The 21,269-nt window shown below is 64.0% G+C and carries 17 protein-coding genes and 1 tRNA gene; 7 read left to right on the top strand and 11 right to left on the bottom strand.

Annotated elements, in window-relative coordinates:
* Positions 1–6: 6 nt before the first annotated feature.
* Positions 7–195: a hypothetical protein gene (locus tag QM712_RS20125; RefSeq protein WP_415024880.1), complete on the bottom strand. Its 189-nt coding sequence runs from the start codon at positions 193–195 to the stop codon at positions 7–9.
* 314 nt (positions 196–509) lie between these two features.
* On the opposite strand from QM712_RS20125, the gene QM712_RS20120 reads away from it, so the two are divergent.
* A tRNA-Thr gene (locus QM712_RS20120) sits at positions 510–584 on the top strand.
* Between the two features lie 319 nt (positions 585–903).
* On the opposite strand, the gene QM712_RS20115 is transcribed toward QM712_RS20120, so the two are convergent.
* The 3 genes from QM712_RS20115 to QM712_RS20105 all read right to left on the bottom strand — a co-directional run bounded on the left by QM712_RS20115 (position 904) and on the right by QM712_RS20105 (position 6,657).
* Complete coding sequence (locus QM712_RS20115; protein ID WP_415024879.1) at positions 904–2,088, bottom strand: PepSY-associated TM helix domain-containing protein; 1,185 nt, start codon at positions 2,086–2,088, stop codon at positions 904–906.
* A gap of 9 nt (positions 2,089–2,097) precedes the next feature.
* Positions 2,098–4,359: a TonB-dependent siderophore receptor gene (locus QM712_RS20110; protein ID WP_415024895.1), complete on the bottom strand. Its 2,262-nt coding sequence runs from the start codon at positions 4,357–4,359 to the stop codon at positions 2,098–2,100.
* Between the two features lie 240 nt (positions 4,360–4,599).
* Positions 4,600–6,657: a TonB-dependent siderophore receptor gene (locus QM712_RS20105; RefSeq protein ID WP_415024878.1), complete on the bottom strand. Its 2,058-nt coding sequence runs from the start codon at positions 6,655–6,657 to the stop codon at positions 4,600–4,602.
* 914 nt (positions 6,658–7,571) lie between these two features.
* Between QM712_RS20105 and QM712_RS20100 the strand changes: the two genes are divergently transcribed.
* The gene (locus QM712_RS20100) at positions 7,572–9,629 is read left to right on the top strand and encodes a hypothetical protein (RefSeq protein WP_415024877.1); all 2,058 of its coding nucleotides are present in this window, start codon (positions 7,572–7,574) and stop codon (positions 9,627–9,629) included.
* Between the two features lie 142 nt (positions 9,630–9,771).
* Positions 9,772–10,779 (top strand): LLM class flavin-dependent oxidoreductase, encoded by a 1,008-nt coding sequence (locus tag QM712_RS20095; RefSeq protein WP_415024876.1) that lies wholly within the window; start codon positions 9,772–9,774, stop codon positions 10,777–10,779.
* 170 nt (positions 10,780–10,949) lie between these two features.
* Here QM712_RS20095 and QM712_RS20090 read toward each other — a convergent pair whose 3' ends face one another.
* The 7 genes from QM712_RS20090 to QM712_RS20060 form a co-directional block, all read right to left on the bottom strand.
* Positions 10,950–12,659 carry a methyl-accepting chemotaxis protein gene (locus QM712_RS20090; protein WP_415024875.1) on the bottom strand — a complete coding sequence of 570 codons (1,710 nt, stop codon included), beginning with the start codon at positions 12,657–12,659 and terminating at the stop codon, positions 10,950–10,952.
* A gap of 269 nt (positions 12,660–12,928) precedes the next feature.
* Positions 12,929–13,804, bottom strand: coding sequence for an amidohydrolase family protein (locus tag QM712_RS20085; RefSeq protein ID WP_415024874.1), 876 nt, complete (start codon positions 13,802–13,804; stop codon positions 12,929–12,931).
* 13 nt (positions 13,805–13,817) lie between these two features.
* Positions 13,818–14,213 (bottom strand): RidA family protein, encoded by a 396-nt coding sequence (locus tag QM712_RS20080; protein ID WP_415024873.1) that lies wholly within the window; start codon positions 14,211–14,213, stop codon positions 13,818–13,820.
* Between the two features lie 25 nt (positions 14,214–14,238).
* Positions 14,239–15,042, bottom strand: a complete 804-nt coding sequence (hpaH, locus tag QM712_RS20075) for a 2-oxo-hept-4-ene-1,7-dioate hydratase (protein ID WP_415024872.1) — start codon at positions 15,040–15,042, stop codon at positions 14,239–14,241.
* Positions 15,043–15,045: 3 nt separating this feature from the next.
* A complete protein-coding gene (locus QM712_RS20070; protein WP_415024871.1) occupies positions 15,046–15,906 on the bottom strand; it encodes a fumarylacetoacetate hydrolase family protein in 861 nt (286 codons plus the stop codon).
* Positions 15,907–15,959: 53 nt separating this feature from the next.
* The gene (locus QM712_RS20065; protein ID WP_415024870.1) at positions 15,960–16,577 is read right to left on the bottom strand and encodes a flavin reductase family protein; all 618 of its coding nucleotides are present in this window, start codon (positions 16,575–16,577) and stop codon (positions 15,960–15,962) included.
* Positions 16,578–16,580: 3 nt separating this feature from the next.
* Entirely contained in the window at positions 16,581–17,546 is a 966-nt protein-coding gene (locus QM712_RS20060; RefSeq protein ID WP_415024869.1) for a Bug family tripartite tricarboxylate transporter substrate binding protein, read from the bottom strand.
* A gap of 129 nt (positions 17,547–17,675) precedes the next feature.
* Here QM712_RS20060 and QM712_RS20055 point away from each other — a divergent pair, with 129 nt between their 5' ends.
* The 4 genes from QM712_RS20055 (at position 17,676) to QM712_RS20040 (ending at position 21,265) form a co-directional block, all read left to right on the top strand.
* On the top strand, positions 17,676–18,473 hold the full coding sequence (locus tag QM712_RS20055) for an IclR family transcriptional regulator (RefSeq protein ID WP_415024868.1): 798 nt from the start codon (positions 17,676–17,678) through the stop codon (positions 18,471–18,473).
* Between the two features lie 140 nt (positions 18,474–18,613).
* Positions 18,614–19,909 (top strand): O-acetylhomoserine aminocarboxypropyltransferase, encoded by a 1,296-nt coding sequence (locus QM712_RS20050; RefSeq protein ID WP_415024867.1) that lies wholly within the window; start codon positions 18,614–18,616, stop codon positions 19,907–19,909.
* A 4-nt stretch (positions 19,910–19,913) separates the two neighbouring features.
* Positions 19,914–20,696, top strand: a complete 783-nt coding sequence (locus tag QM712_RS20045; RefSeq protein WP_415024866.1) for an alpha/beta fold hydrolase — start codon at positions 19,914–19,916, stop codon at positions 20,694–20,696.
* Between the two features lie 65 nt (positions 20,697–20,761).
* A complete protein-coding gene (locus QM712_RS20040; protein WP_415024865.1) occupies positions 20,762–21,265 on the top strand; it encodes a DUF6496 domain-containing protein in 504 nt (167 codons plus the stop codon).
* The last annotated feature ends 4 nt before the right edge of the window (positions 21,266–21,269 follow it).

Below are 21,269 nucleotides of genomic sequence, written 5' to 3'. Positions count from 1 at the left end.
CATCAATTATCCGCCGGCCTTCCCGGCCTGCCCCTCATCCAGGGGCCCATCTTCGTTCCGCGAGGGATCGGGGGGCGCGGCGCGCTCGCGCGCCTGCGTCTTGCGCCGCTTCAGGTTCTCGCGCAGCGCCGATTTCAGCCGGCTCTCCCGGGACGCCCTGTCGTTCCTTGCGATCTTGTCGTTCTCGTCGGTCATTTTGGGCTCATCAAAGCGGTCGGCCGCAGAATGCCATCGAATGGCGACAGCTCAAGGGGATACCGCCTCGGCAACGAAGCGGGAGAATTGGCCAAATTCGAGGGCCTGGCCAACTGGCCGGTTGGCTGGGGATTCCGTGGAACCAAAATCGCCCGAAATCGGTCATTTCGGGACAAAAAGCCCGCCTCCGGCGCACGACGGGATCGATTTTATCGATTTCCCACGGCCGGCAAGCTTGCACATGAGGGGGCCTTGTGGCATCCATCGCCCCGCTTGGCGGGCCCATGTGGCGGCCCGATTCTTTGCCAGCGCCTGCTGCCGTAGCTCAGTGGTAGAGCACTCCCTTGGTAAGGGAGAGGTCGACAGTTCAATCCTGTCCGGCAGCACCAGCCTCGATCCCTGATACCCGCAAAACCGCCAGGACTCAGCAACCGCCAGCATGTCCAGCGGGTCCGATCGCTACGTCCCGAGACTGCGCCTATTTGGATCCGAGCGACTGTCCTGCGCGCGTGGTCCGATTCCGGCGGACCGAGCGCGACGCGAAGGCAACGATGACGATCAGCAGAACGGCCAGGGCGATCCACGACAGAGGCCACCATACTCCGCCCTGCCCCAGCAAGGCCGACAGGAGGCCAAAGACCGTCAGCAACGCGAGCATCAGCGGCCAGCGCCAGATGTGACGGAATGAATTCGATATTCGTGGGCTGGTCACTCCGCAGCCTCGGGCAACGGGGCCGCCGCATTGCTGACAGCCAATTCCTGTTCGGCTTCATTCCAGGACGCCTTGCGCGACAGCCAGAGATAAAGGCCGCTCGCCAGGACCACGATCGTCACGAGATCGAGGAGCGCCCAGAGAATCTTGAGAGGCAACCCGCCATAGTCGCCGAAATGCAAAGGGCGCGAGACTTCCAGCGCGCGCAAATACCAGGGCATTTCCACCACGGCCGTCAGCTTGCCCGAGCGCGCATCGACGAGCGCAGGGCTGAACAGCCGCGACGTCAAGGGCTGCCGGCCCTTGGTCCAGACGACATAATGATAGGGTGACCCGAAGGGCGAGCCGGGAAAGACGACGCTGTTCGCGATCATCTCGGGCATGGCCGCCCTCACGGCATCCAGGGCTCCCTGTGGCGAACTCAGCTCGTTTTGCTGTGGTGTCGGCTTGTTGCGAAACGGCAGCAGCATGGCCTGGACATCCGTGAGCCGCCACAGGCCGAATAGCGGTGTCGACAGCTCATTGATGACGCCGGTTACACCGACAACGGTCATCCACGCGAGGAGGACGATGCCGGTCAGATTGTGCAGGTCGAGCCATTTCAGGCGCCGGGACCTTCCGGTGCGCACCGTGCCGAAATCGAGCTTCCGCATGAAGGGGCCATAGGCAACAACGCCCGAAACGATCGCGATGACGAACAGCAACGCCATCGCGCCCATGAACAGCTCGCCAGTGAGACCCGCGAACAGATCGCGGTGGAGGCTGAGCATGATCGCGATGAAACGGCCCCCGTCGCCGCTGAACGTTTGCGACTCGGCGAGAACCTTGCCGGTATGCGCGTCGAACTTGATCCAGTGCGAGGTGGAGCGATCGGCGGCAAAGGCGGCCCACGACGGAGCCATGGCCACCATGATCCTCGGCTCGTCGTCGTCGATGAAGATGTTGCCGACGACCTGCTCGGGGTACATGGCCCGTGCAGTTGCCACGACGCTGTCCAGGCTTACCGCGGGCGTACCGTCCGGAACGGATGCGTAGGCCGGCCCTGTTTCGAGCCAGTCTCCGATCTCATCGCTAAAAACCAGAGGAAGTCCCGTCACGCAAATCAGCAGCAGGAATCCGGTGCACACAAGGCTCGACCATTTGTGCAACCAGAACCAGCGCCGGAAAGCGAGACGGGACATCATCGACGTCTACCACTGATATCGCAGGGTGGCCAACACCTGGCGCCTCAGGCCGTAATAGCAGCCGAAGTTCTGGCACCATTGCACGTAGGTTCGATCGAACAGGTTGGTCGCATTGACGCTCATCTTGAAGCCCTTGAGCTGCCGGCTCAGCCCCGCGAGATCGTAGTGCAGGGCTGCATCCACCAATGTCGTGGCGGGCACGGAATAGGTGTTCGTCGTGTTTCCGGCGCTCTCGCCGAGATATCGCACGCCGCCGGCGAGGCCGAAGCCATCGAGGGGGCCGCTATGGAAAGTGTAGTCGGCCCAGACCGAGGCCGTATTGTCGGGAATGCCCACCGGCCGCTTTCCGAGCGTGCCCGCGGTATTGGTCGCCGTCACGGCGAGATCGAGATGAGTATAGGACGCGAGCACCGTGAGGTTGGGCGTCACCTCGGATTTGCCTTCCAGCTCGACGCCGCGCGACCTGATCTCGCCGGTCTGGATCGTGTTCAGCGAATTGCTGGGGTCGGGCGTCTGGACGTTCTGCTGCGTGAGGTTGAAGACGGCCGCACTCAGGAGCGTCTTGGGGTTCGGCTGAAACTTGATACCGACCTCTTCCTGCTGGCCCGTGGTCGGCCTGTAAGGATTGCCGTAGAAATCGGTGCCGACGACGGGCTGGAAGGACTCGGTGTACTGCACGTAGGGCGCGACGCCGTTGTCGAACTTGTAGAGCAGCGCCGCCCGCTTGGTGAATGCGTGGTCGGTCTGCGAGGTCGTCTTCGAGGTCTTGAAGTTGTTGGTCGTCGTATCCGACTCGTCCTGGCGCAGTCCGAGCAGCGCGACCCAGTTGCCGAGCTTGATCTGGTCCTGGGCGTAGAAGCCGAGCTGATTGAAGGTCTGAAGGCTGTTCGCCAACAGCGGCTGCTGCGGGATCGCGACGTTGTAGACGGGGTTATAGACGTTGATGGCGGCAACGCCCGTCGTTCCGTACGTCGACTGGACCCGGTCCGTGCCATGCTGGTAGTCGATGCCGAACAATGCCGTATGCTGGAACGGTCCCGCGTTGAATTTGGCCTCCGCCTGATTGTCCACCGAGAACGTCTTCAGCGTTTCCTGTTCGGTAAAGGCCGAGCGCGACATGTTGCCGGAAGCATCGATGGTGCCGAGCGGCGATACGACGGCGACGTCCGCATCGTTTTCCCGGTACCGGAGATTCTGCCGCACCGTCCAGCCGCTCTCGAAACGGTGCTCGAATTTGTAGCCGACCGATGCCAGCGTGCGGTCCATTTTGTCGTAGCTGGGTTCGCCGGGATAGAAGCTGGTCGGAATCTTGTAGCCGGTCACGAGGGGAAACAGCGTCCCGGCTCCGCCGAGCGGAAGCTGGTTGAAGAAGCCGGCTTTCGGATCTCGCTGATACGTTCCGAGGAAGGTGATCGAGGTGTCGTTGTCGGGACGCCAGGTCAAGGACGGGGCGATCGACACGCGCTGATACCGGGTGTCGTCGACCTGGCTTCCGACATCGAAGCCGGAGGCGGTCAACCGGTAGAGAAACTGCTTGTCCTTGTCGATGGGACCGCTGACGTCGACGCCGCCCTGGATGCGCCCGTAGCTTCCCGTCGTCAGAAACATCTCGCGATACGGATCCACGGTCGGCATCTTGCTGACCATGTCGACGATTCCGCCGGGCGACGCCTGTCCATAGAGAACCGACGACGGACCATGGAGCACCTCGATACGTTCGAGATTGTAGGGCTCGACGATCGTCTGCGCCCACGACCCCTGAATCAGCTTGAGCGAATCGAGGTACTGGTCCGCCAGAAAGCCGCGGATGTAGATGTTGTCGAAGCGCAGGTCGGCGCCGGTCTGCTCGACCGTCGTGCCCGAAGTATAGCGAATGGCCTGCGGGACCGTGACAGCGCCTTGCGCCTGGACCTGATCCTGCGTGACGACAGAAATCGCCATCGGCGTTTCGATCAGAGGCGTGTCCGTCTTGGTGCCCGTGCCGCTGCGGGTGGCGACATAGCCATCGACATGTCCCCACGCGGTCTCTGTTCGTTGCGCCGTCGCGTTGTTGCCGGACGGCGTGGGCGCAGCGTCGCGGCTCGCACTTCGACTGTTGCGTGCAGCGTTGCGTGACGCCGATCGTCCCGACCGCGAGGCCGCCGGCTTTGCCTGTCTGGTGCTGGGGCTTTGCACGACGACCGCGGGAAGCGTTGCGCTGGGTGCTGCCGGTTCAGCGGTCTGACTGAACGCGCTGTCAACTGGACAAGAGCCGAACGCCAGAAACATCAACGCATTGGTGGCCTGCTTGGCGGTCCTGCTCTTCAGAAACATAGGGAAACAAAGCTCCAAACTCGATCGGGAGAAGTGAATTTCCACTAGCGAAACTTTTTGCGATCGCACACGGATCTCAACTTAGAAAGCCTCCAAGTCGCGACGTTCTGCGGTGTCTTGTTGCAGCGAGATCACGCAGGGCAGAGGCGAGCATGGTGCATGTCATCTCTTCCTGGCCCCGCATTCGCGCGCCCGTCACTGCCATCGATAGGTGAGGGTGCCCAACACAGTTCGCCCCATGCCGTACTGACAGAGGCCGACGCCCTGGCAGTAGGAGACGTAGGTCTTGTCGAACAGGTTTCGGGCGTTGACCGCGAGCGAGAAGCCTTTCATGGCGGTGTATTTCGCCGCGAAATCATAGGTCACGGATGCGTCGAGGAGCGTGTAGGACGGAAGCAGCGACGGCGTCGTGGCAAGACCGGCGACGCCGGTCCAGACGTTGGTGTAGGTGCCATACGTATTGCCGACGTAGCGCACACCAGCGCCGAGCCCGAGACCAGCGGCAGGCCCGTCGACGAACGTATACTTGGCCCAGAGCGAGGCCGTGTTGCGCGGAATACCGACCGGATGAGTGCCGACGTTGATCGAGAACAACGATGAGGTGTCGTTCGATGCGATGACGATGTTGTCGAGGTAAGTGTAGGCGGCAACGACATCCAGGTTGCGGTTGAACTTCGCGTGCCATTCGAGCTCGAGACCACGCGATCGAACGGCACCGGTCTGCGTGCTGAAGCCGGTATGACCGGGCGTGATGTCGGGCGTGAGTACGTTCTTCTGAGTGAGATCGAACAGCGCCGCGGTTACGAAGCTGTTCCAGCCGACCGGCTGGTACTTGACGCCGATTTCGTACTGCTCGCCGGTGGTGGGCTTGAATGCCACGCCGCCATAGCCGGTGCCCACTTGGGGCTGGAACGAGGTCGCATAGCTCGCATAGGGCGCAACGCCGTTGTCGAAGAGATAGACGAGCCCGGTGCGCCAGGTGAAGGCCGTGTCGGACTGATCGGTCTTGACGTTGTTGATGCGATCGAAATCGTGCGAGGCGGCCCAGTCCTGCCGGCCGCTGATCATGAAGCGCCATCCGCCGAGGCTCATCTGATCCTGCGCATAAAGACCGGCCTGGCTCACCCGCGCATCGTCGCTTCCACCCGCCGTCGGAAGCCCGACCGCGCCGCCATAGACGGGATTGAAGGCATCGAGACCGCTCACGGCGAAATTGCTGCCGTAGAGCTCGGTGTATTTGATGTTCTGATAGTCGAAGCCGACCAGCGCCGTGTGCTTCACTGGACCCGTGGCGAACTTCGCCTCGATCTGGTTGTCGTTGGTGATCTGGGTCAGGTTTTCATTGTTGAAGAACGAGTAGCGTCCGAGTGTCCTGTTGTCGGCGCCGAGCCCGTAGGTGAACACGTTCAGCAGGTCGTCCTTGATGCCGGTATAGCGAAGGCTCTGACGAACGGTCAGATTGTCGTCGAGCCTGTGTTCGAACAGATAGCCGATGCCGTACTGCTCTCGCGAATGACGGTCCAAGCCGGGTTCACCGGGATTGAGCGAGCGCGATATCTGCCCGTTCGGATTGGGCAGCACGGTGCCCACCGCCGGAATGAAGTTGAAGTAACCCGCGTTCGGATCCTTCTGATAGTTCGCGAGCACCGTGAGCGTGGTGTCGAGATCGGGCCGCCAGGTGAATGCCGGAGCCACGGAGATGCGTCGCTCATGCGTGCCGTCGACCTGGGTATCGTTGTCGCGGAACACGCCGGTGAAACGATAGAGCAGCTTGCCGTCCTTATCGACGGGACCGCCCGTATCGATCGACGTGGCGCCGAGATTATACGTGCCCGCAGAAACGTTGATCTCGCCGAATGCCTTCTCGGTCGGTCGCTTGCTGACGAGATTGACCAGACCGCCGGGCAGGCCCTGGCCGTAGAGGACTGAGGCGGGGCCATGCAGCACCTCGATCCGCTCGAGATTGTAGACCTCGTAGGAAGGGACGTTGTAGGCGACGTTCGGCATTCGCAAACCATCGAGATACTTCTCGAGCTGGAAGCCGCGGCCGGTCAGATATTCAAAGCCGCTCATGTTGACGCCGCGCTGCTCGGCGATGACACCCGAAGTGTAATTCAGTGCCTGCGCCACGCTTTGCGCGCCCTGATCCCTGACCTGATCCGATGTGACCACGGAGATCGCCTGCGGCGTTTCGATCAGCGGCGTATCGGTCTTGCTGCCGGTGCCGCTGCGGGTGGCGACATAACCGTCCACGTGTCCCCACGCGGTCTCGCGAGACGCACCTGAAGCAGGGCGCGCGGGCTCGCTCACCGCGCGAGCCGCTGCTCGCCGTCGGCTGGATTGCAGTTTGGCGCTGCGAGCGGGTTGCGCGCGGCTGGAAGATGCCTGTTTCGGAGCGTCGACGGTGACGGGCGGAAGACTGGACTGAGCAATGACGGGCGATGCCGATAGACCCAGTGAAAGAGCGATCATGGAAACGCTCATCGAAAAAGCTGAGAGCATTCCGGCTCCAGCAGTAACCTTTTGCATTGTCTTCAACCCACGCGACGAATGTTCCTCAGTGCGCGGGTAATGCGGGACGAGATTCCGCTTCGCAATGCGAGCGCGGATGGAATCTGTCTAACAATGGCAGCTTGTCGACACGCGATGGCAAGCTGGCGGTTCGCCGATATTGTTTGGCGGGATCTCGATATCGGCGACTGGCTCGCTCACGGCTCCACGTTCGACGAATACGCTCGTGCCGCAGCCTCATCGTCGCTTCATGCGATAGCACATCGGGCAGACAACTTCGCGGATATCAGCTCCGGAAAATCGAGACCGCGCGCAATGCCCGCGCATCGTCCGCGTTTCCGAAGCTCCAGATCGGCCATGCCTTCAATGGCCGAGGCGAGGACACGACATGCGATCGCTGCGGACGAGGGTGACCGCGCAGATCCACCATCAGGCACCCATACGCAAGTTCCCTCATCCGCACGCGATCGCGCTCCCACCCAAGGGGGCAAAGAGGCGCAAGTCTGCAGGATTCCTTAGCAATTTGCCGGATCATCGCTGATGACAGCGCGTGCAAACCGCTTTAAGTCTGGACCGATCAGCAACTCATCGTTCGGGGAGCGCTTGTCGCGCATGGGTTGACGTTCGCGTGCCGTTTTGACGGCCAAGGGGGCTTCGTGAAGTCGGCTTCAATCGCGCCGCCGGTGCACCACACCGTTTCGCGCAATGCGCCCAGTTGCACGATGGTCTTCGTTCTCTGCGCGAGCGTGCTGAGCCTGGCCGGGCTGGTCATATATTCGTTCGTGGGCGTGTCCACGGTCGACCCGGAAGAGGCCGCCCAACTGCTGATCCTGTCGCTTGGGGTGCTCCAGCCGGAGGCCAATGAGCGCTACACCTATATGGCGCTGACCGTTATGGCGCCGCTTGTCATCTGGATATCCGTCAAGTTTTTCGCCCGGCTTGGCTTGCGCGAGACGACAACGAGCTGGCTCACTCCCCTGCTCCTTGGCGCCGGGATCCTGGTCGCGATACCTCTCGATGTGTTTCGCGCGGCCTTTCTCAAGAATGCGCTGATCGCAGCGGTCGGGATCGCCGCGATCTTCGTTATTGCCTGCAAATTCGACAAGACCAGGATGCGGGCGGCAGCAACGTCGATCTTCGACCGTGTGAGAACGCAGAAGCGCGAAACCCATCGAACGGTCGTCATCTCATTGTGCGGCCTGTCCGTCGGGCTGACGCTCGCCTGGCGCATCTTCGGCGATGCCAGTGCCTACGCCATGCTGGATCACTTCGATGCATTCTTCTACTCCGTCGTGCAATCCTATTACGGTGGGACATGCCTGGGAGACGTGCTGCCCCAGTATGGCTGTTACGGCGAAATACTCGCCCCCGTGCTGAAGCCGTTCGGCCTCTCGGTCCTCACGATGACTGCCGTGATGGCGCTGCTCTCCGGTGCGGGTCTCTGCGCCACGATGGTCTTCGCGGGAAGGCTCATCCGCAGCCCGATGATCCTCGCCATGGCGGGATGCTGGGTGCTCATCACACAGAACAGACCGGTTTGGACTTCGATCCCGGCGGACCCGTATTTTCAGTACACGCCGCTGCGCACGCTCTTTCCCGCGCTCAGCCTGTTGGTCGTTTATTGGTGGCAGCGCCGGCGAGCGCCCCTGAAGGCGATGCTGATTGGCGCGTTCTCCGGCCTGTCGATCTGCTGGAATCTGGACTCCGGCGCGGCTGTGGCCATCGCGCTGTTCTGCTTCATCATCATCAGCGGAGCGACGTCGTCGCGCTTCTCGTGGCGCAGTCTGCGCACGAATCTCACGTATGGCGCCCTCCATGTCCTCGGGTTGCTCCTTGCGATTGCGGGCTTCGGCGTCTGGCTGACGATCAAATACGGCCAGCCTCCGCATTTGGCCGACTATTTGGCTTTCGTGCGCATCTTCTACGTGCTCGGCTTCTTCATGCTGCCGATGTCTATTCCGGATGCCTGGGTGGCCGCGGTGGCTTGCGTTCTGCTCGTGCTCGTTCGCTTCGCCATCCGAATGGAAACCGGCCCCTACGCACCTCGCCTCGAACGCGCGGCCTATCTCGCACTGCTGGCCATGGGACTGTTCAGCTATTTCAACGGCCGTTCCCATCCGGTCGTCTTCCTATATGTCAGCTGGCCATTCGTGCTCCTGCTCGGATATCTGCTCGACAGCTGGAGGCCGAGCGGCGCGGCGCCGCAGGACAGGGTCACGCGCGGAATGTTGACGGCTTTGACCGTCGGCGCTTTTTTCATCGCGATCGCAAACGTTTCCATCGGCATACCGCGCGCAGTGGCCATCGGCATCAAGAGCTGGCGGCAAATATTACAGCACGAGGCGAATGCAGTCTTTCAGCCCCAGGTGGATTTCATCCGGTCGGCGAGTAGCCCCTCCGCCCATTTGTCCGTCATGGCCGTCTATCAGAGCGTGCTTCTGGCGGAGGTGGGCCAACGATCGGCATTGCCTGGCCCGGGACTGGTCGAGACCGTGCGCAGGCGCGACGCCGAGATGCAGATCCAGGCCCTGGTCGATCACGGCCCGCAGCATCTCTTCATCGGCAAGGAGGCTGTGGAAGGCAAGGGATCGTGGAACTCCGCCGCGCCCTGGGTCTTCGACAATATGCCGGCGATCAAGCGGGCTTACGATGTCGATCGATGGTCTCCCGACGGTGCACTTCTTCACCTGGTTCGAAAGCCTCGGACCGACTAACCCCCTCGAAGTAAGCGGAAGGTCGCGGAATCCCCCGCCCTGAACAACCCGGCCTCCGGCCTTCGGAACTAACATTTTCATCAGGCCGCACTACATGTGAGGTTCGACGCACTCTCCCGTGCTTCTCACCCGGTACCCTCTCATGATCCCCTTCTCCGTGCTCGACCTCGCTCCGATCCGGCAAGGCGCCGATGCCGCGCAGGCGTTCCGCAATTCGCTGGATCTCGCGCAGCATGCCGAGCGCTGGAATTTCAAGCGGTTCTGGCTGGCCGAGCATCACAACATGACCGGCATCGCCAGCGCCGCGACGTCGGTGGTGATCGGACATGTCGCCGGCGGCACCACGACGATCCGGGTCGGTTCCGGCGGGATCATGTTGCCGAACCATTCGCCCCTGATCATCGCCGAACAGTTCGGCACGCTGGAGTCGCTCTATCCGGGGCGAATCGATCTCGGCCTCGGGCGCGCGCCGGGGACGGACCAGTTCACGGCGAGGGCTCTGCGGCGCGATCTCGCGACGAGCTCCGAGAATTTCCCGCATGACGTGCTGGAATTGCAGGCGCTGCTCGGCGACGTCCAGCCGAACCAGGCGATCCGCGCCGTGCCCGGCATGGGCCTGAAGGTGCCGCTCTGGATTCTCGGCTCGAGCACCTTCGGCGCGCAACTCGCAGCAATGCTTGGCCTGCCGTTCGCCTTTGCCTCGCATTTCGCACCGCAAATGATGATGCCGGCGCTGCGCGAGTATCGCGCCCGCTTCGAGCCTTCGGCGCAACTCGACAAGCCTTACGCGATGGTGGGCGTCAACGTGTTCGCCGCCGATAGCGACGCCGAGGCGCAGCGCATGTTCACCTCGCTCCAGCAGCAGTTCATCAACCTGCGCCGCGGCACGCCGGGTCAACTGCCGCCGCCGGTCGACGACATGGATGCGCTGTGGTCTCCGTCCGAGAAGGCCGGCGTCGGCCAGTCGCTCTCCTGTTCGGCCGTCGGCTCGCCCGCGGTCGTCGAACAGAAGCTGAATACGCTGATCGCCGAGACCGGCGCGGACGAATTGATGACGACGGGCCTGATCTACGATCACACTGCGCGGCTGCGCTCGTTCGAGATCGCCGCCGAAGTGCGCGACAGCCTGGCCAAGCAACCGGCCGTCTAAGCAAGGGAACGCGCCTCAAGGCGGTGAGTACCCGGCCTTTATGGTTCGAGACGCCCGCCTTTGTCGGGCTCCCCGCCACCAGGGTCTGGATCTCACCGCGAAGTTCAAGCTTCATCCCGAGGAGCCCGCCGGGGGCGAGCGTCCCCAAGGATGGGCGGCATCGAGATCGCTCAGGCCGCCCTGATCGAGCTCATGAAACCGGTGACGCCGCGCTTGAGGCGAGAGCTTTCATTGGCGAGCGATTGCGCGGCCGACTGCACCTGCGTGGAGGCGCTGCCGGTTTCCGATGCGCCGCGCTGGACGTCGGCGATACTGGCTTCGACCTGCGAGGTCCCCTCGGCGGCCCGCTGCACGTTGCGGGAAATCTCCTGCGTGGCGGAGCCCTGCTGCTCGACAGCGGTGGAGATCGCGGCCGAGATCTCCGAGATCCGTCCGATGGTCGCGCCGATCTCCTTGATCGCCGCCACCGAATCCTTGGTTGCCGACTGGATGTCGGCGATCTGCTGGCTGATCTCGTCGGTCGCCTTCGCGGTCTGCTCGGCGAGCGTCTTCACTTCGGATGCCACCACGGCAAAGCCCCTGCCGGCATCACCGGCACGGGCGGCTTCAATGGTCGCGTTCAGCGCCAGCAGATTGGTCTGCCCGGCGATGGTTTGGATCAGATCGACGACGTCGCCGATCCGGCTCGCGGCCTGTGACAGCTCGCTGATGCGGGTGTCGGTCTTCTGCGCCTGACTGACGGCTTCGCCCGCGATCCGCGCCGAGGTTTCGACCTGGCGGCTGATCTCGCCGATGGAGGAGGCAAGCTGCTCGCTCGCCGCGGCGACGGAGTGAACGTTCGCGGACGCCTCACCTGACGCGGTGGAGGCGCGGCCAGAGACCTGCGCGACGGTGTCGGCCGTCCTCGACAGCGTCGTCGACGACGCCTCGAGCTGCCCGGCGGCGACCGAGACGAGCTCGATGATCTCGCCGACCTCGCGTTCGAACTGGTCCGCAAGACGGCTCATGTCGACCTTGCGCGCTTCGATCTGACGCTGCTCGGTGACCGTCTGCTCCTGGCGCAGCCGGTTGGTCTCGATCATGGCGTCGCGGAAGACCTGGACGGTACGAGCCATCTCGCCGATCTCGTCGCGGCGATCGGCATGCGCCACCGGCGCATCGAGCTGGCCGGCGCTCAACGAGGCCATGCGCTCCTTCAGTCCCGACAGCGGCTTGACCACGCTGCGGCCGACGGCCCAGGCGATCGCGATCGAGAACAGCATCAGGACGGCGATGACCATGGATGCGGTCTGCACCATCGACCAAAAGGAATTGTCGACCTCGGACATGTATTCGGCCGACCCGATCATCAGATTCCAAGGCGCAAAGCCGCGCGTGAAGGCGACCTTGTCCAGCGGGGTCGGATCGCTGCCGCTGCGGCGGAAGGCGTAGCGCAACGTGCCCTGCCCCTTCTTCGCCATCTCCATCAGCGCCACCGCGAACAGCATGCCGTTGGCGTCCTTGTTGGGACGCATGTCCTTGCCGACAAACTGCGGAATGCCGGGGTTCGAAACGCAGAGCCCGGTCTCGTAATCGTAGATGTAGGCGTAGTTGCTGTGGTCTTCGTACCAGACGTAACTATTGGCTTCGAGGAACCGCTTCTTGGCCTCCTCCTCGGTCATCTGGCCGGCCTTATAGGCCTTGTAATAGCCGTCGGCCAGATTCCAGACCACGTCGACGACCGCATGCGCCTTCTCGACGCGCTCGGTGACGAGCTGGTTGCGGGCGATCCACAGAACGGTCGAGGCGACCAGCGCCATGCAGATCGCGCCGACCAGCGTCATGAGCGCGAGCTTGGCTCCGATCGAGCGAAGGGAAAACAGGTTCTTGAGAGCCGGCATTCTGCCTCTTCGATGTTTGTTGGGCGCCGCGCGCAGGAATCGGGCGGCAAGCCATCACGAGGTGGGAATGCGCAAATTAGAGGCAATTCGTTAAGAACCCAGTTACGCCACGAATTCGCCGCGACGCGCCTTGGGTGTTACCGAAAGATTAATGTGAGCGCCGGCCTCGCGACATAGCCAGCTGCGTCGAGCCAAGAGCGGCAGCCCTCATCCTGAGGAGCCCGCCCACGGCGGACGCGCGGACCGCGCTCCTCACCATGAGGGCCGCACTAATCCGGGAAGCCGAACAGCTTCGCCGGATTGTGGACGAGGATTTTTTCGAGCTCCGCCTGGTCCGGCGCATATCGAAACATCAACTCGAGCAGATCGGCGTCGTTCGGCGGCTGCTTCACCGAGACCGGATGCGGCCAGTCGCTGGCCCAGACGCAGCGATCGATGGCCGCCTCGATGTAGGTCCGCGCGATCGGAACCACGTCGTCATAGGGCGGACCGGCCTGCGAGGTCTTCTCGCCGAGCGAGAGCATGACCCAGAAATTGCCCTTGGCGAGCAGTTCGAGCATCTTGCGCAGGTTCGGATCGTCCTTGCCGCGCGAAGGCTCGGGCCGCGCCATGTGATCGATCAGCACGGGAACGTCGAGATTCTCGTATTTCGACACGCTGGAGACGATGCCGTCTTTTTCCGGCTGGATCTTCACGTACCAGCCGAGTTCGCGGATACGGGCGATGGCGCGCGCGAAATCGGCATCCGACAGGACCGCGCCGAGCTCCTGGCGGAAGCTGAAGCGCGCACCGCGGACGCCGGCGTCATGCAGCTTGCCGAGATAGGCATCGCTCGCTTCCGCAAACACCAGTGCGTTGGCGCAGCCGCGATAGTTCGGGCCCATGGCCGCGAGGCCGTCGAGCACGACGGAATGGTCCGCGCCGTACGTCGTGGTCTGCACGATGATGCCCCGCTCGATGCCGAGCGCCTTGTGCATGCGCAGAGCCGCCTCCCAGGTCGCACTCGGCATCTGGTAGGCCGCACCGGGACGAATGGGATATTTGTCGAGCGGACCAAGGACGTGGAACTGGCTGTCGACGGTTTTCGACGGCGGCACCTTCACGGGGCGGCGCGGATTCGGATCGAACGGGAGATAGGTCGGCATACACTGCACTCCCTCAGTCGATCACCGCGGTGAAGTCGCACTGCACCAGCGCGCCGCCGTCCATGTTGTCCATCGGCAGCGCGTGCCGCGCCGGGCGCGAATGCTCGTCCGGAAACATCTTCAGCCACTCGACATTCACCGGACCGCGTTGCGTGCGATCCTTCAGCCACACGGTCATCTTGATGATGTCGTCGGTGCTGCCGCCGGCAGCCTCCACCGTCGCCTTCATGTGCGCGAACATGTTGGCGCATTGGGCATCGAGACTCTCCGGCATCGCGCCGGTCGCCGGATCGCGGCCGAGGATGACACCGGACATCACGAGATTACCGATGCGGGATGCATTCGGGATCGGGTTGGCGTGCTTGAAGCCGCCGATGTGGATGCTCTTGCGCCGCGTCTGGCCTGTCATGGTACGATCCTTTTTTCTTGATGATTCAAACGAACTGGCACGATACCGAACCGAAGGGGCCGTAGTCCGCGTGGAACGTGTCGCCGCGGCGGACGTCGACGGGACGCGTGAACGAACCCGCCAACACGACCTCTCCGGCCGCAAGACGTTCGTCGTGTGGTGCAAGCCGGTTGGCGAGCCAGGCGATCCCATTGGCCGGATGGTTGAGCACGCCGGCGGCGAGCCCGGTTTCCTCGACCTCGCCGTTGCGAAACAGCAGCGCGCCGATCCAGCGCAAATCCGCTTCCATGGGCCGGAACGGCCGCCCACCAAGCACCAGCGCGGCATTCGCCGCATTGTCGGAGATGGTATCCATCACCTTGCGGGTCCCGCCGGTTTCGGGATCGACGCGGTGCATGCGCGTCTCCAGGATCTCGAGCGCCGGCGTTACATAGTCGGTGGCATTGAGCACGTCGAAGATCGTGCAATCCGGACCGCGCAGCGGGGCCTTCAGGACGAAGGCGAGCTCGACCTCGATCCGCGGTGCATGAAAGCGGTCGAACGGGATGGGGCCGGCGTCGGCATAGAACATGTCGGCGAACAGCACGCCGTAATCGGGCTCGGAGATGCCGACCGCGTTCTGTATCGCCTTCGAGGTCAGGCCGATCTTGTGTCCCTTGACGACACGGCCACGGCCGAGCTGGAGTTTCGTCCAGGCCCGCTGGACGGCGTAGGCGTCCTCGATGCTGAAGTCGGGGTACTCCTTCGAAAACATCGGGATCAGCTTCTTGGTGCGCTCGGCCTCATCGAGGCGCGCGGCGAGACGTTCGATCGTGGCGACATCCAGCACGACCTATTGCTCCGCAGCCACGGCGTTGCGCAGGATCCCGATGCCGCTGGACTCGACCTCGACGACGTCGCCGACCTTGAGCCAGCGCGGCGGATCGAAACGAACGCCGGCGCCCGTCGGAGTTCCCGTGACGATCATGTCGCCGGGTTTCAGGGTAGCGAAGGTGGAGAGATAGGAGATCAGGAAGTCGAAGGGGAACATCAGCCGCTCGGTCGTGTCCCGCTGCCGCACCTCGCCATTCACGCGCGTGACGATGTCATGCGGCCCTCGCGGGTCCAGTTCGTCCGCCGTGACGATCCACGGACCGATGCTGCCGGACCGGTCGAAATTCTTGCCTTGGGTGACGTTGAACTTGCCGTGGCGCAACCAGTCGCGGATCGTGCCCTCGTTGCACAGCGTCATGCCGAAGATGTGCGACCAGGCCTTGTCGCGCGGGATGTGGCGGCCGCCCTGGCCGATCACGATGACGAGCTCGCCTTCATAGTCGAGCTGCTCGGACACGGCAGGCTTCTCCAGCGGCTGGCCGGAACCGGTCATCGACGACATGCTGCGGACGAACAGGCTCGGATATTTGGGCAGGTCCGAATTGTCTTTGTATTCGGCATTGCGCTCGGCGTAGTTCACGCCGATGCACCAGAGCTTTTCCGGCGCGAGCACCGGCGGCAGCAGGACGAGGTTCTCAAGCGCGTGGTCGGGCTTCTGCCCGGCGACGGCTTCCTGCGCATCGGCCAGCGCATTGGCCGCGATCAGCGCCCTCACGTCGGAGAAATCGCGCCCGATCCGCCTCGTCAGATCGACGACACCGCCTTCGACGGCAGCGCCGTAGTGCGGCTCTCCGTTCACGAGATAGCTGAGGAGTCGCATGGTCTTTATCTCCAATCATCTCCAGGCGGTCCGACGTTCCGCCCAGCGCGTGTTCAGTCAGTCGATTTCGGGGTCTGGAATACGGTGTTCAAGGTCACGATCTCGCCGAGACGGGCGTAGCGCGGGCCGCCGATGCGGGCGATCGGGTCGAGCGCCCTGGTCTCGACCTTGCCGTCGTTCACGAGGCCGTCGCGGATGTGGAACAGCACGACTTCCCCGACGATGAGCCGGCTGCGGGCATCGCCAAATTCGAGGCATTGCCGGAAACGGCACTCCATCGCGACCGGCGCGGCGGCAAGACGCGGCACCCCGACGCGCTCGCTCGCGAGCGTCTCCAGGCCGAGTTCCGCGACCTCGCTGATTTCGGGGGGATGTTCGACCGAGCTGTCGTGCAGCGCCTGCATCAGCGGGGTATCGGCGATGTGGATCACGTATTCCTCGGTGTCGAGGATGTTGTGCGCGGTGTCTTTGTAGTCCGCACCCTTGCGGCCGACGCTGATGGCGAGCATCGGCGGCTTCTGCGAGACGAAAGTGAAGGCGCTGAACGGAGCAAGATTGAGCACGCCGCTACGCGACAGGCTCGTGACCCAGGCGATCGGACGCGGCACCACGATGCCGGTCATCAGCCGGTAGATGCGCTCCGCACCGAATTCGCCTGGGTCGATCCGCATCGATCAGTCCGCCCTGATGTTGGCCTTGCGGACGACCGGAATCCACTTGGCGTCCTCTCTTTCGAGATAGGCCTTGAACTCTGCCGGCGTCATCGGAACGGCCTCGGCGCCGAGCTTGTCGAACTTGTCGATCACGCTCGGATCTTTCAGGATCGCGACCAGCGTCTCATGCAGCTTGTCGACGATCGGCGCCGGCGTGCCGGTGGGCGCGAACAGGCCGGTGAAGGTCTGGCCGTCGAAATCCTTGTAACCGAGCTCGATGAAGGTCGGCACGTCGGGCAGCGACGTCAGGCGATGCAGGCTGGTGACCGCCAGGGGCCGGAACATCCCGGCCTTGATGTGCTGCAGGCTGACCGACAGCTGGTCGAAGGCGAACTGCACCTGCCCGCCGAGCAGGTCATTGATCGCCGGCGCGTTGCCGCGGTAGTGCACCGTGACCCATTGCAGGCCGAGGCTGGACTGCATCAACTCGCTGAGCAGGTGGTTGGTGGTACCGGGGCCAGGCGAGGCCATGGTCAGCTTGCCGGGCTCGCGCTTTGCGAGGTCGATGAACTCCTTGAAGGTCGTGGCCTGCACGGAAGGGTGAACCTCGAGCACCAGCGGCGTCATCGAGACGGTCGAGATCGGGATGAAGTCCCGCTTCCAGCTGTAGGCATCGCGCTTGTTGATTTCGGTCGCGAACAACACCGGGCCGTTGGCGCCGACGAACAGCGTGTAGCCGTCGGGCGGCGATTTCGCGAAAGCCTCGCCCGCGATCATGCCGCCGGCGCCCGCCTTGTTCTCGATGATGAAGGGCTGGCCGAGGCGCTCCTGGAGCTTGTCGGCGATGATGCGCGCCGCGCTGTCGACGTTGCCGCCGGCCGGGTAAGGCACGATGAGCTTGACGCCGCGCGACGGCCACTGCTCGCCCGCCGCCGGCCCCGCCAGCATTGCCGCCGCCGCAGCCGCGGCTATCCAGAGCAATCTCATCTCCACCTCCCGCCGGCGGACCTGCGGCCGCCCTGTTCTTCTTGAAAGCCTGTCGGCACCCGATCGGACGGCCATCTGTCGAGGCGGGGCTTTACCTGTCGACCGAATTATGCGGTTCTTGTCCATATCATGGACAGAACATCCTCCCCGGAAAACACCTTCAGCCGGGAGCCCCGGCAGGGCGCACAGGCGATCCGGCGCGCCCTCGCGGTGCTGCGTATTCTCGCCGCGGGGCGTGAGGCCGGCGTGCCGCTGGCCGAGGTCGTACAGGCGACCGGCCTCACCCGGCCGACCGTGCATCGGATCGTTCACGTGCTGATCGAGGAAGGTATCGTGGAACGGCACGACAGGAGCGGCCGTTACGCGATCGGCAACCAGGTGCGCGAGCTCGCGCTTGCCCGTCCCCGGCCCTCGCCGCTGCTCGTGGCCGCCGAACCTTCGCTGCGGCGTGCATCCGCCGAGATCGGCGACACGCTGTTTCTGACGGTGCGCACGGGCAACGACACGCTCTGCGTCGACCGCAGGATCGGTGCCTATCCGATCCAGGTTCTGTCGATCGAGATCGGCGCGCGCCGGCCGCTCGGCGTCAGCAGCGCGGGCGTTGCGATTCTCGCCGCGATGCCGGCGCAGGACGCCCGGAAGATCGTCACGGCGAACGAAAAGAGGTTCGAGGCGTATCGTACCGACGCCGCAGAGGTGATGGCGCAGATCACCGCGGCAAGACGACGGGGATATAATATGAGAGAGGTCGGCCTGGTGCAGAGCACGAAGTCGATCTCGATCTGGATCAAGACCCCGGACGGGCAACCGGCCGCCGCGATGACCGTCTCCGCCGTTCGGACGAGGCTCGGTCCGCGCCGCGAACAGGAAGTCGCGGAGATCCTGCTGCGGGAAGCGCACGCGATCGAGCAGGCGATTCGCGACTAAGCCACGTCCGGCGCTGCTTCGCCCTCCCCGCCTCGCGGGACGAGCGAGCGGACCACCGATGCTGCGGTGTCAATGGCTGACTTCCCACGTCATCCTGTGGCACAAGAACCTCCTCCGCCGATCGACCAACGAGGCCAAGCATGCCCGCGCCCAAGCCGCCCGCCTTCGAGACCCTGAGCCTGCACGCCGGTCAGCACCCTGATCCCGCGACCGGCGCCCGCGCGGTGCCGATCTACCAGACCACGTCCTACGTGTTCCAGGATTCCGACCACGCCGCCGCGCTGTTCAACCTGGAGCGCGCCGGCCACATCTACACGCGCATCTCCAATCCCACCACGGGCGTGCTGGAAGAGCGGCTCGCGGCACTGGAGGGCGGCGTCGGTGCGATCTGCACCGCGAGCGGCATGGCCGCGCTGCATCTGGCCATAGCGACCCTGCTCAATGCCGGCGATCACATCGTGGCGTCGAGCTCGCTTTACGGCGGCACCATCAACCTTCTGGCGCACACGCTGCCGCGCTTCGGCATCACCACCACTTTCGTGAAGCCGCGCGATCTCGACGCGTTCCGTTCGGCGATCAGGCCCAACACGAAGCTCGTGATCGGCGAGACCATCGGCAATCCCGGGCTGGAGGTGCTGGACATCCCGAAGGTCGCTTCCATCGCCCATGATGCGAAGATCCCGCTCCTGATCGACAACACCTTCGCGACGCCCTATCTCAGCCGCCCGGTCGAGCTCGGCGCCGACATCATCATGCATTCGGCGACCAAATGGATCGGCGGCCACGGCATCGCGATCGGCGGCGCCATCGTCGACGGCGGCCGCTTCGACTGGCGCGCCTCCGGCAAGTTCGGCGTGCTGACCGAACCCTATGGCGGCTATCACGGCATCGTCTTCGACGAGCAGTTCGGCACCGCCGCCTTCATCATGCGCGCGCGGACAGAGGGGCTACGTGATTTCGGCGCCTGCCTGTCGCCGACCAACGCATTCCAGCTCCTGCAGGGCGTCGAGACGCTGGGCGTGCGCATGGACCGCCACATGCAGAACACCCATCTCGTGCTGGAGGCGCTGAAGTCCAACAAGGCGGTCGACTGGGTGCTGCATCCCTCGCTGGAGACCCATCCCGATTATCAGCTCGCCAAGACATTGCTGCCGCGCGGCGCGGGCTCGATCGTCTCTTTCGGCATCAAGGGCGGGCGTCCCGCGGGACGCAAATTCATCGAGTCGCTGCGCATGATCAGCCATCTCGCCAATGTCGGCGATGCCAAGACGCTGGTGATCCATCCCGCCTCCACCACGCACCAGCAAATGGATGCCGAGCAGCTCAAGGCTGCCGGGATCGGCGAGGAGCTGGTGCGGCTGTCGGTCGGCATCGAGACGGCCTCCGACATCATCGACGATCTGTCCCAGGCGCTGCGCATCTCGCAAAAGGTCTGAAGCCATGAAACTCACCGTCAACGGCGCCGAGGTTTTTGTCGCAACCGGCGGCCGCGAATTCGACAAGTCGCTGCCCACGGTGGTTTTCATCCATGGCGCCGGCTTCGATCATTCGACATGGGCGCTGCACACACGCTGGTTCGCCCATCACGGCTTCGGCGTGCTGGCGCCGGATCTGCCCGGACATGGTCGTTCGGCAGGCCCGCCCATGTCCGGCATCGCGGAGATGGCCGACTGGACGGCCGCGCTGCTCGACGCCGCCGGCGTGGCGAAAGCACATCTGATCGGACACTCCATGGGCTCGCTGATCTCGCTGGAGACTGCGGCGCGACATCCCGACAAGGTTGCCGCGCTCAGCCTGATCGGCACGGCCGCGACCATGACGGTCGGCCCTGATCTGCTCAAGGCGGCGGAAGCGAACGACCAAGACGCGATCGACATGGTCTCGATCTGGGGTCTCGGATTCAAGGCCGAACTCGGCGGCAGTCTCGCGCCGGGCCTGTGGATGCACGGCGGCGCGCAAGCTGTGCTCAAGGCATGCGCGTCGGGCGTCCTGTTCAAGGATTTGTCCGCCTGCAATTCCTATGCGAACGCACTGGCGGCGGCCGCGGGCGTCAAGGTGCCGGCGACCCTGATCCTCGGCGAACGGGACATGATGACACCGCTGAAGGCGGGCAAGGCACTCGCCGCCGCGATCCCGCATGCGAAGACCGTCGTGGTGGCGGGCGCGGGCCACATGATCATGGCCGAACGTCCCGACGAATTGCTCGCGGCATTGAAGGGCTGAGGATCAATCTTCCCTCTCGCGCGTTGCGGTCGGACATCCCTGCAACTCTCGAAGGGAACGGACCCATGCCAAGACAGGAAGTCATCCGCAAAGCCAGGCAGGACAAGCGTGCCGGAAAATCGGCCAGCACGCAGGCCGGCGAATTCGTCAAGGACGAGATCGAGAAGATCCGGAAGGGCAAGCACGGTGCGCGCTCGACGCGCCAGGCGATCGCGATCGGCCTGTCCGAGGCACGACGCAGCGGCGTCGATCTGCCGCCGCCGCGAAAGGGGCGAACCAAGGAGACGACGCGCCGCAGCGCGAAATACGCCTACGAGGTCGGCCAGGGCAAGCGAACTCCAAAACGCCGGCCCCGCGTGTCGCGCGCCGTCGAGAGCGTCCTGAAGAAGGAGCCGCGCGCGGCGGCCTCGCATCGGGCGCTGTCGAAGCAAGGCAAGCGTGCCGCGAGCCAGCGAACTGCAGCAGCCCGTTCGGCGTCCGCGCGGAAAGCAAGCCGCACCAAGGGCGCCAAGGCACGCTCGGCCGCCGCGAAGAAGGCGGCACGCACCCGGGCGCGACGCAGTAGCTAGCGGA

Origin of the sequence: Bradyrhizobium sp. (assembly GCF_047605465.1) — a bacterium.
In the GTDB taxonomy this organism is placed as follows: domain Bacteria; phylum Pseudomonadota; class Alphaproteobacteria; order Rhizobiales; family Xanthobacteraceae; genus Bradyrhizobium.
Note: the sequence above shows the minus strand (reverse complement) of the source record. Positions and strands in the feature narration are given on the sequence as shown.

What these genes read in the sequence shown, in the direction of transcription:
- QM712_RS20125 (WP_415024880.1), bottom strand. Translation starts at nt 195, where the DNA reads ATGACCGACGAGAACGACAAGATCGCAAGGAACGACAGGGCGTCCCGG.
- QM712_RS20115 (WP_415024879.1), bottom strand. Translation starts at nt 2,088, where the DNA reads ATGTCCCGTCTCGCTTTCCGGCGCTGGTTCTGGTTGCACAAATGGTCG.
- QM712_RS20110 (WP_415024895.1), bottom strand. Translation starts at nt 4,359, where the DNA reads ATGTTTCTGGCGTTCGGCTCTTGTCCAGTTGACAGCGCGTTCAGTCAG.
- QM712_RS20095 (WP_415024876.1), top strand. Translation starts at nt 9,772, where the DNA reads ATGATCCCCTTCTCCGTGCTCGACCTCGCTCCGATCCGGCAAGGCGCC.
- QM712_RS20090 (WP_415024875.1), bottom strand. Translation starts at nt 12,659, where the DNA reads ATGCCGGCTCTCAAGAACCTGTTTTCCCTTCGCTCGATCGGAGCCAAG.
- QM712_RS20085 (WP_415024874.1), bottom strand. Translation starts at nt 13,804, where the DNA reads ATGCCGACCTATCTCCCGTTCGATCCGAATCCGCGCCGCCCCGTGAAG.
- QM712_RS20080 (WP_415024873.1), bottom strand. Translation starts at nt 14,213, where the DNA reads ATGACAGGCCAGACGCGGCGCAAGAGCATCCACATCGGCGGCTTCAAG.
- QM712_RS20070 (WP_415024871.1), bottom strand. Translation starts at nt 15,906, where the DNA reads ATGCGACTCCTCAGCTATCTCGTGAACGGAGAGCCGCACTACGGCGCT.
- QM712_RS20065 (WP_415024870.1), bottom strand. Translation starts at nt 16,577, where the DNA reads ATGCGGATCGACCCAGGCGAATTCGGTGCGGAGCGCATCTACCGGCTG.
- QM712_RS20060 (WP_415024869.1), bottom strand. Translation starts at nt 17,546, where the DNA reads ATGAGATTGCTCTGGATAGCCGCGGCTGCGGCGGCGGCAATGCTGGCG.
- QM712_RS20055 (WP_415024868.1), top strand. Translation starts at nt 17,676, where the DNA reads ATGGACAGAACATCCTCCCCGGAAAACACCTTCAGCCGGGAGCCCCGG.
- QM712_RS20050 (WP_415024867.1), top strand. Translation starts at nt 18,614, where the DNA reads ATGCCCGCGCCCAAGCCGCCCGCCTTCGAGACCCTGAGCCTGCACGCC.
- QM712_RS20045 (WP_415024866.1), top strand. Translation starts at nt 19,914, where the DNA reads ATGAAACTCACCGTCAACGGCGCCGAGGTTTTTGTCGCAACCGGCGGC.
- QM712_RS20040 (WP_415024865.1), top strand. Translation starts at nt 20,762, where the DNA reads ATGCCAAGACAGGAAGTCATCCGCAAAGCCAGGCAGGACAAGCGTGCC.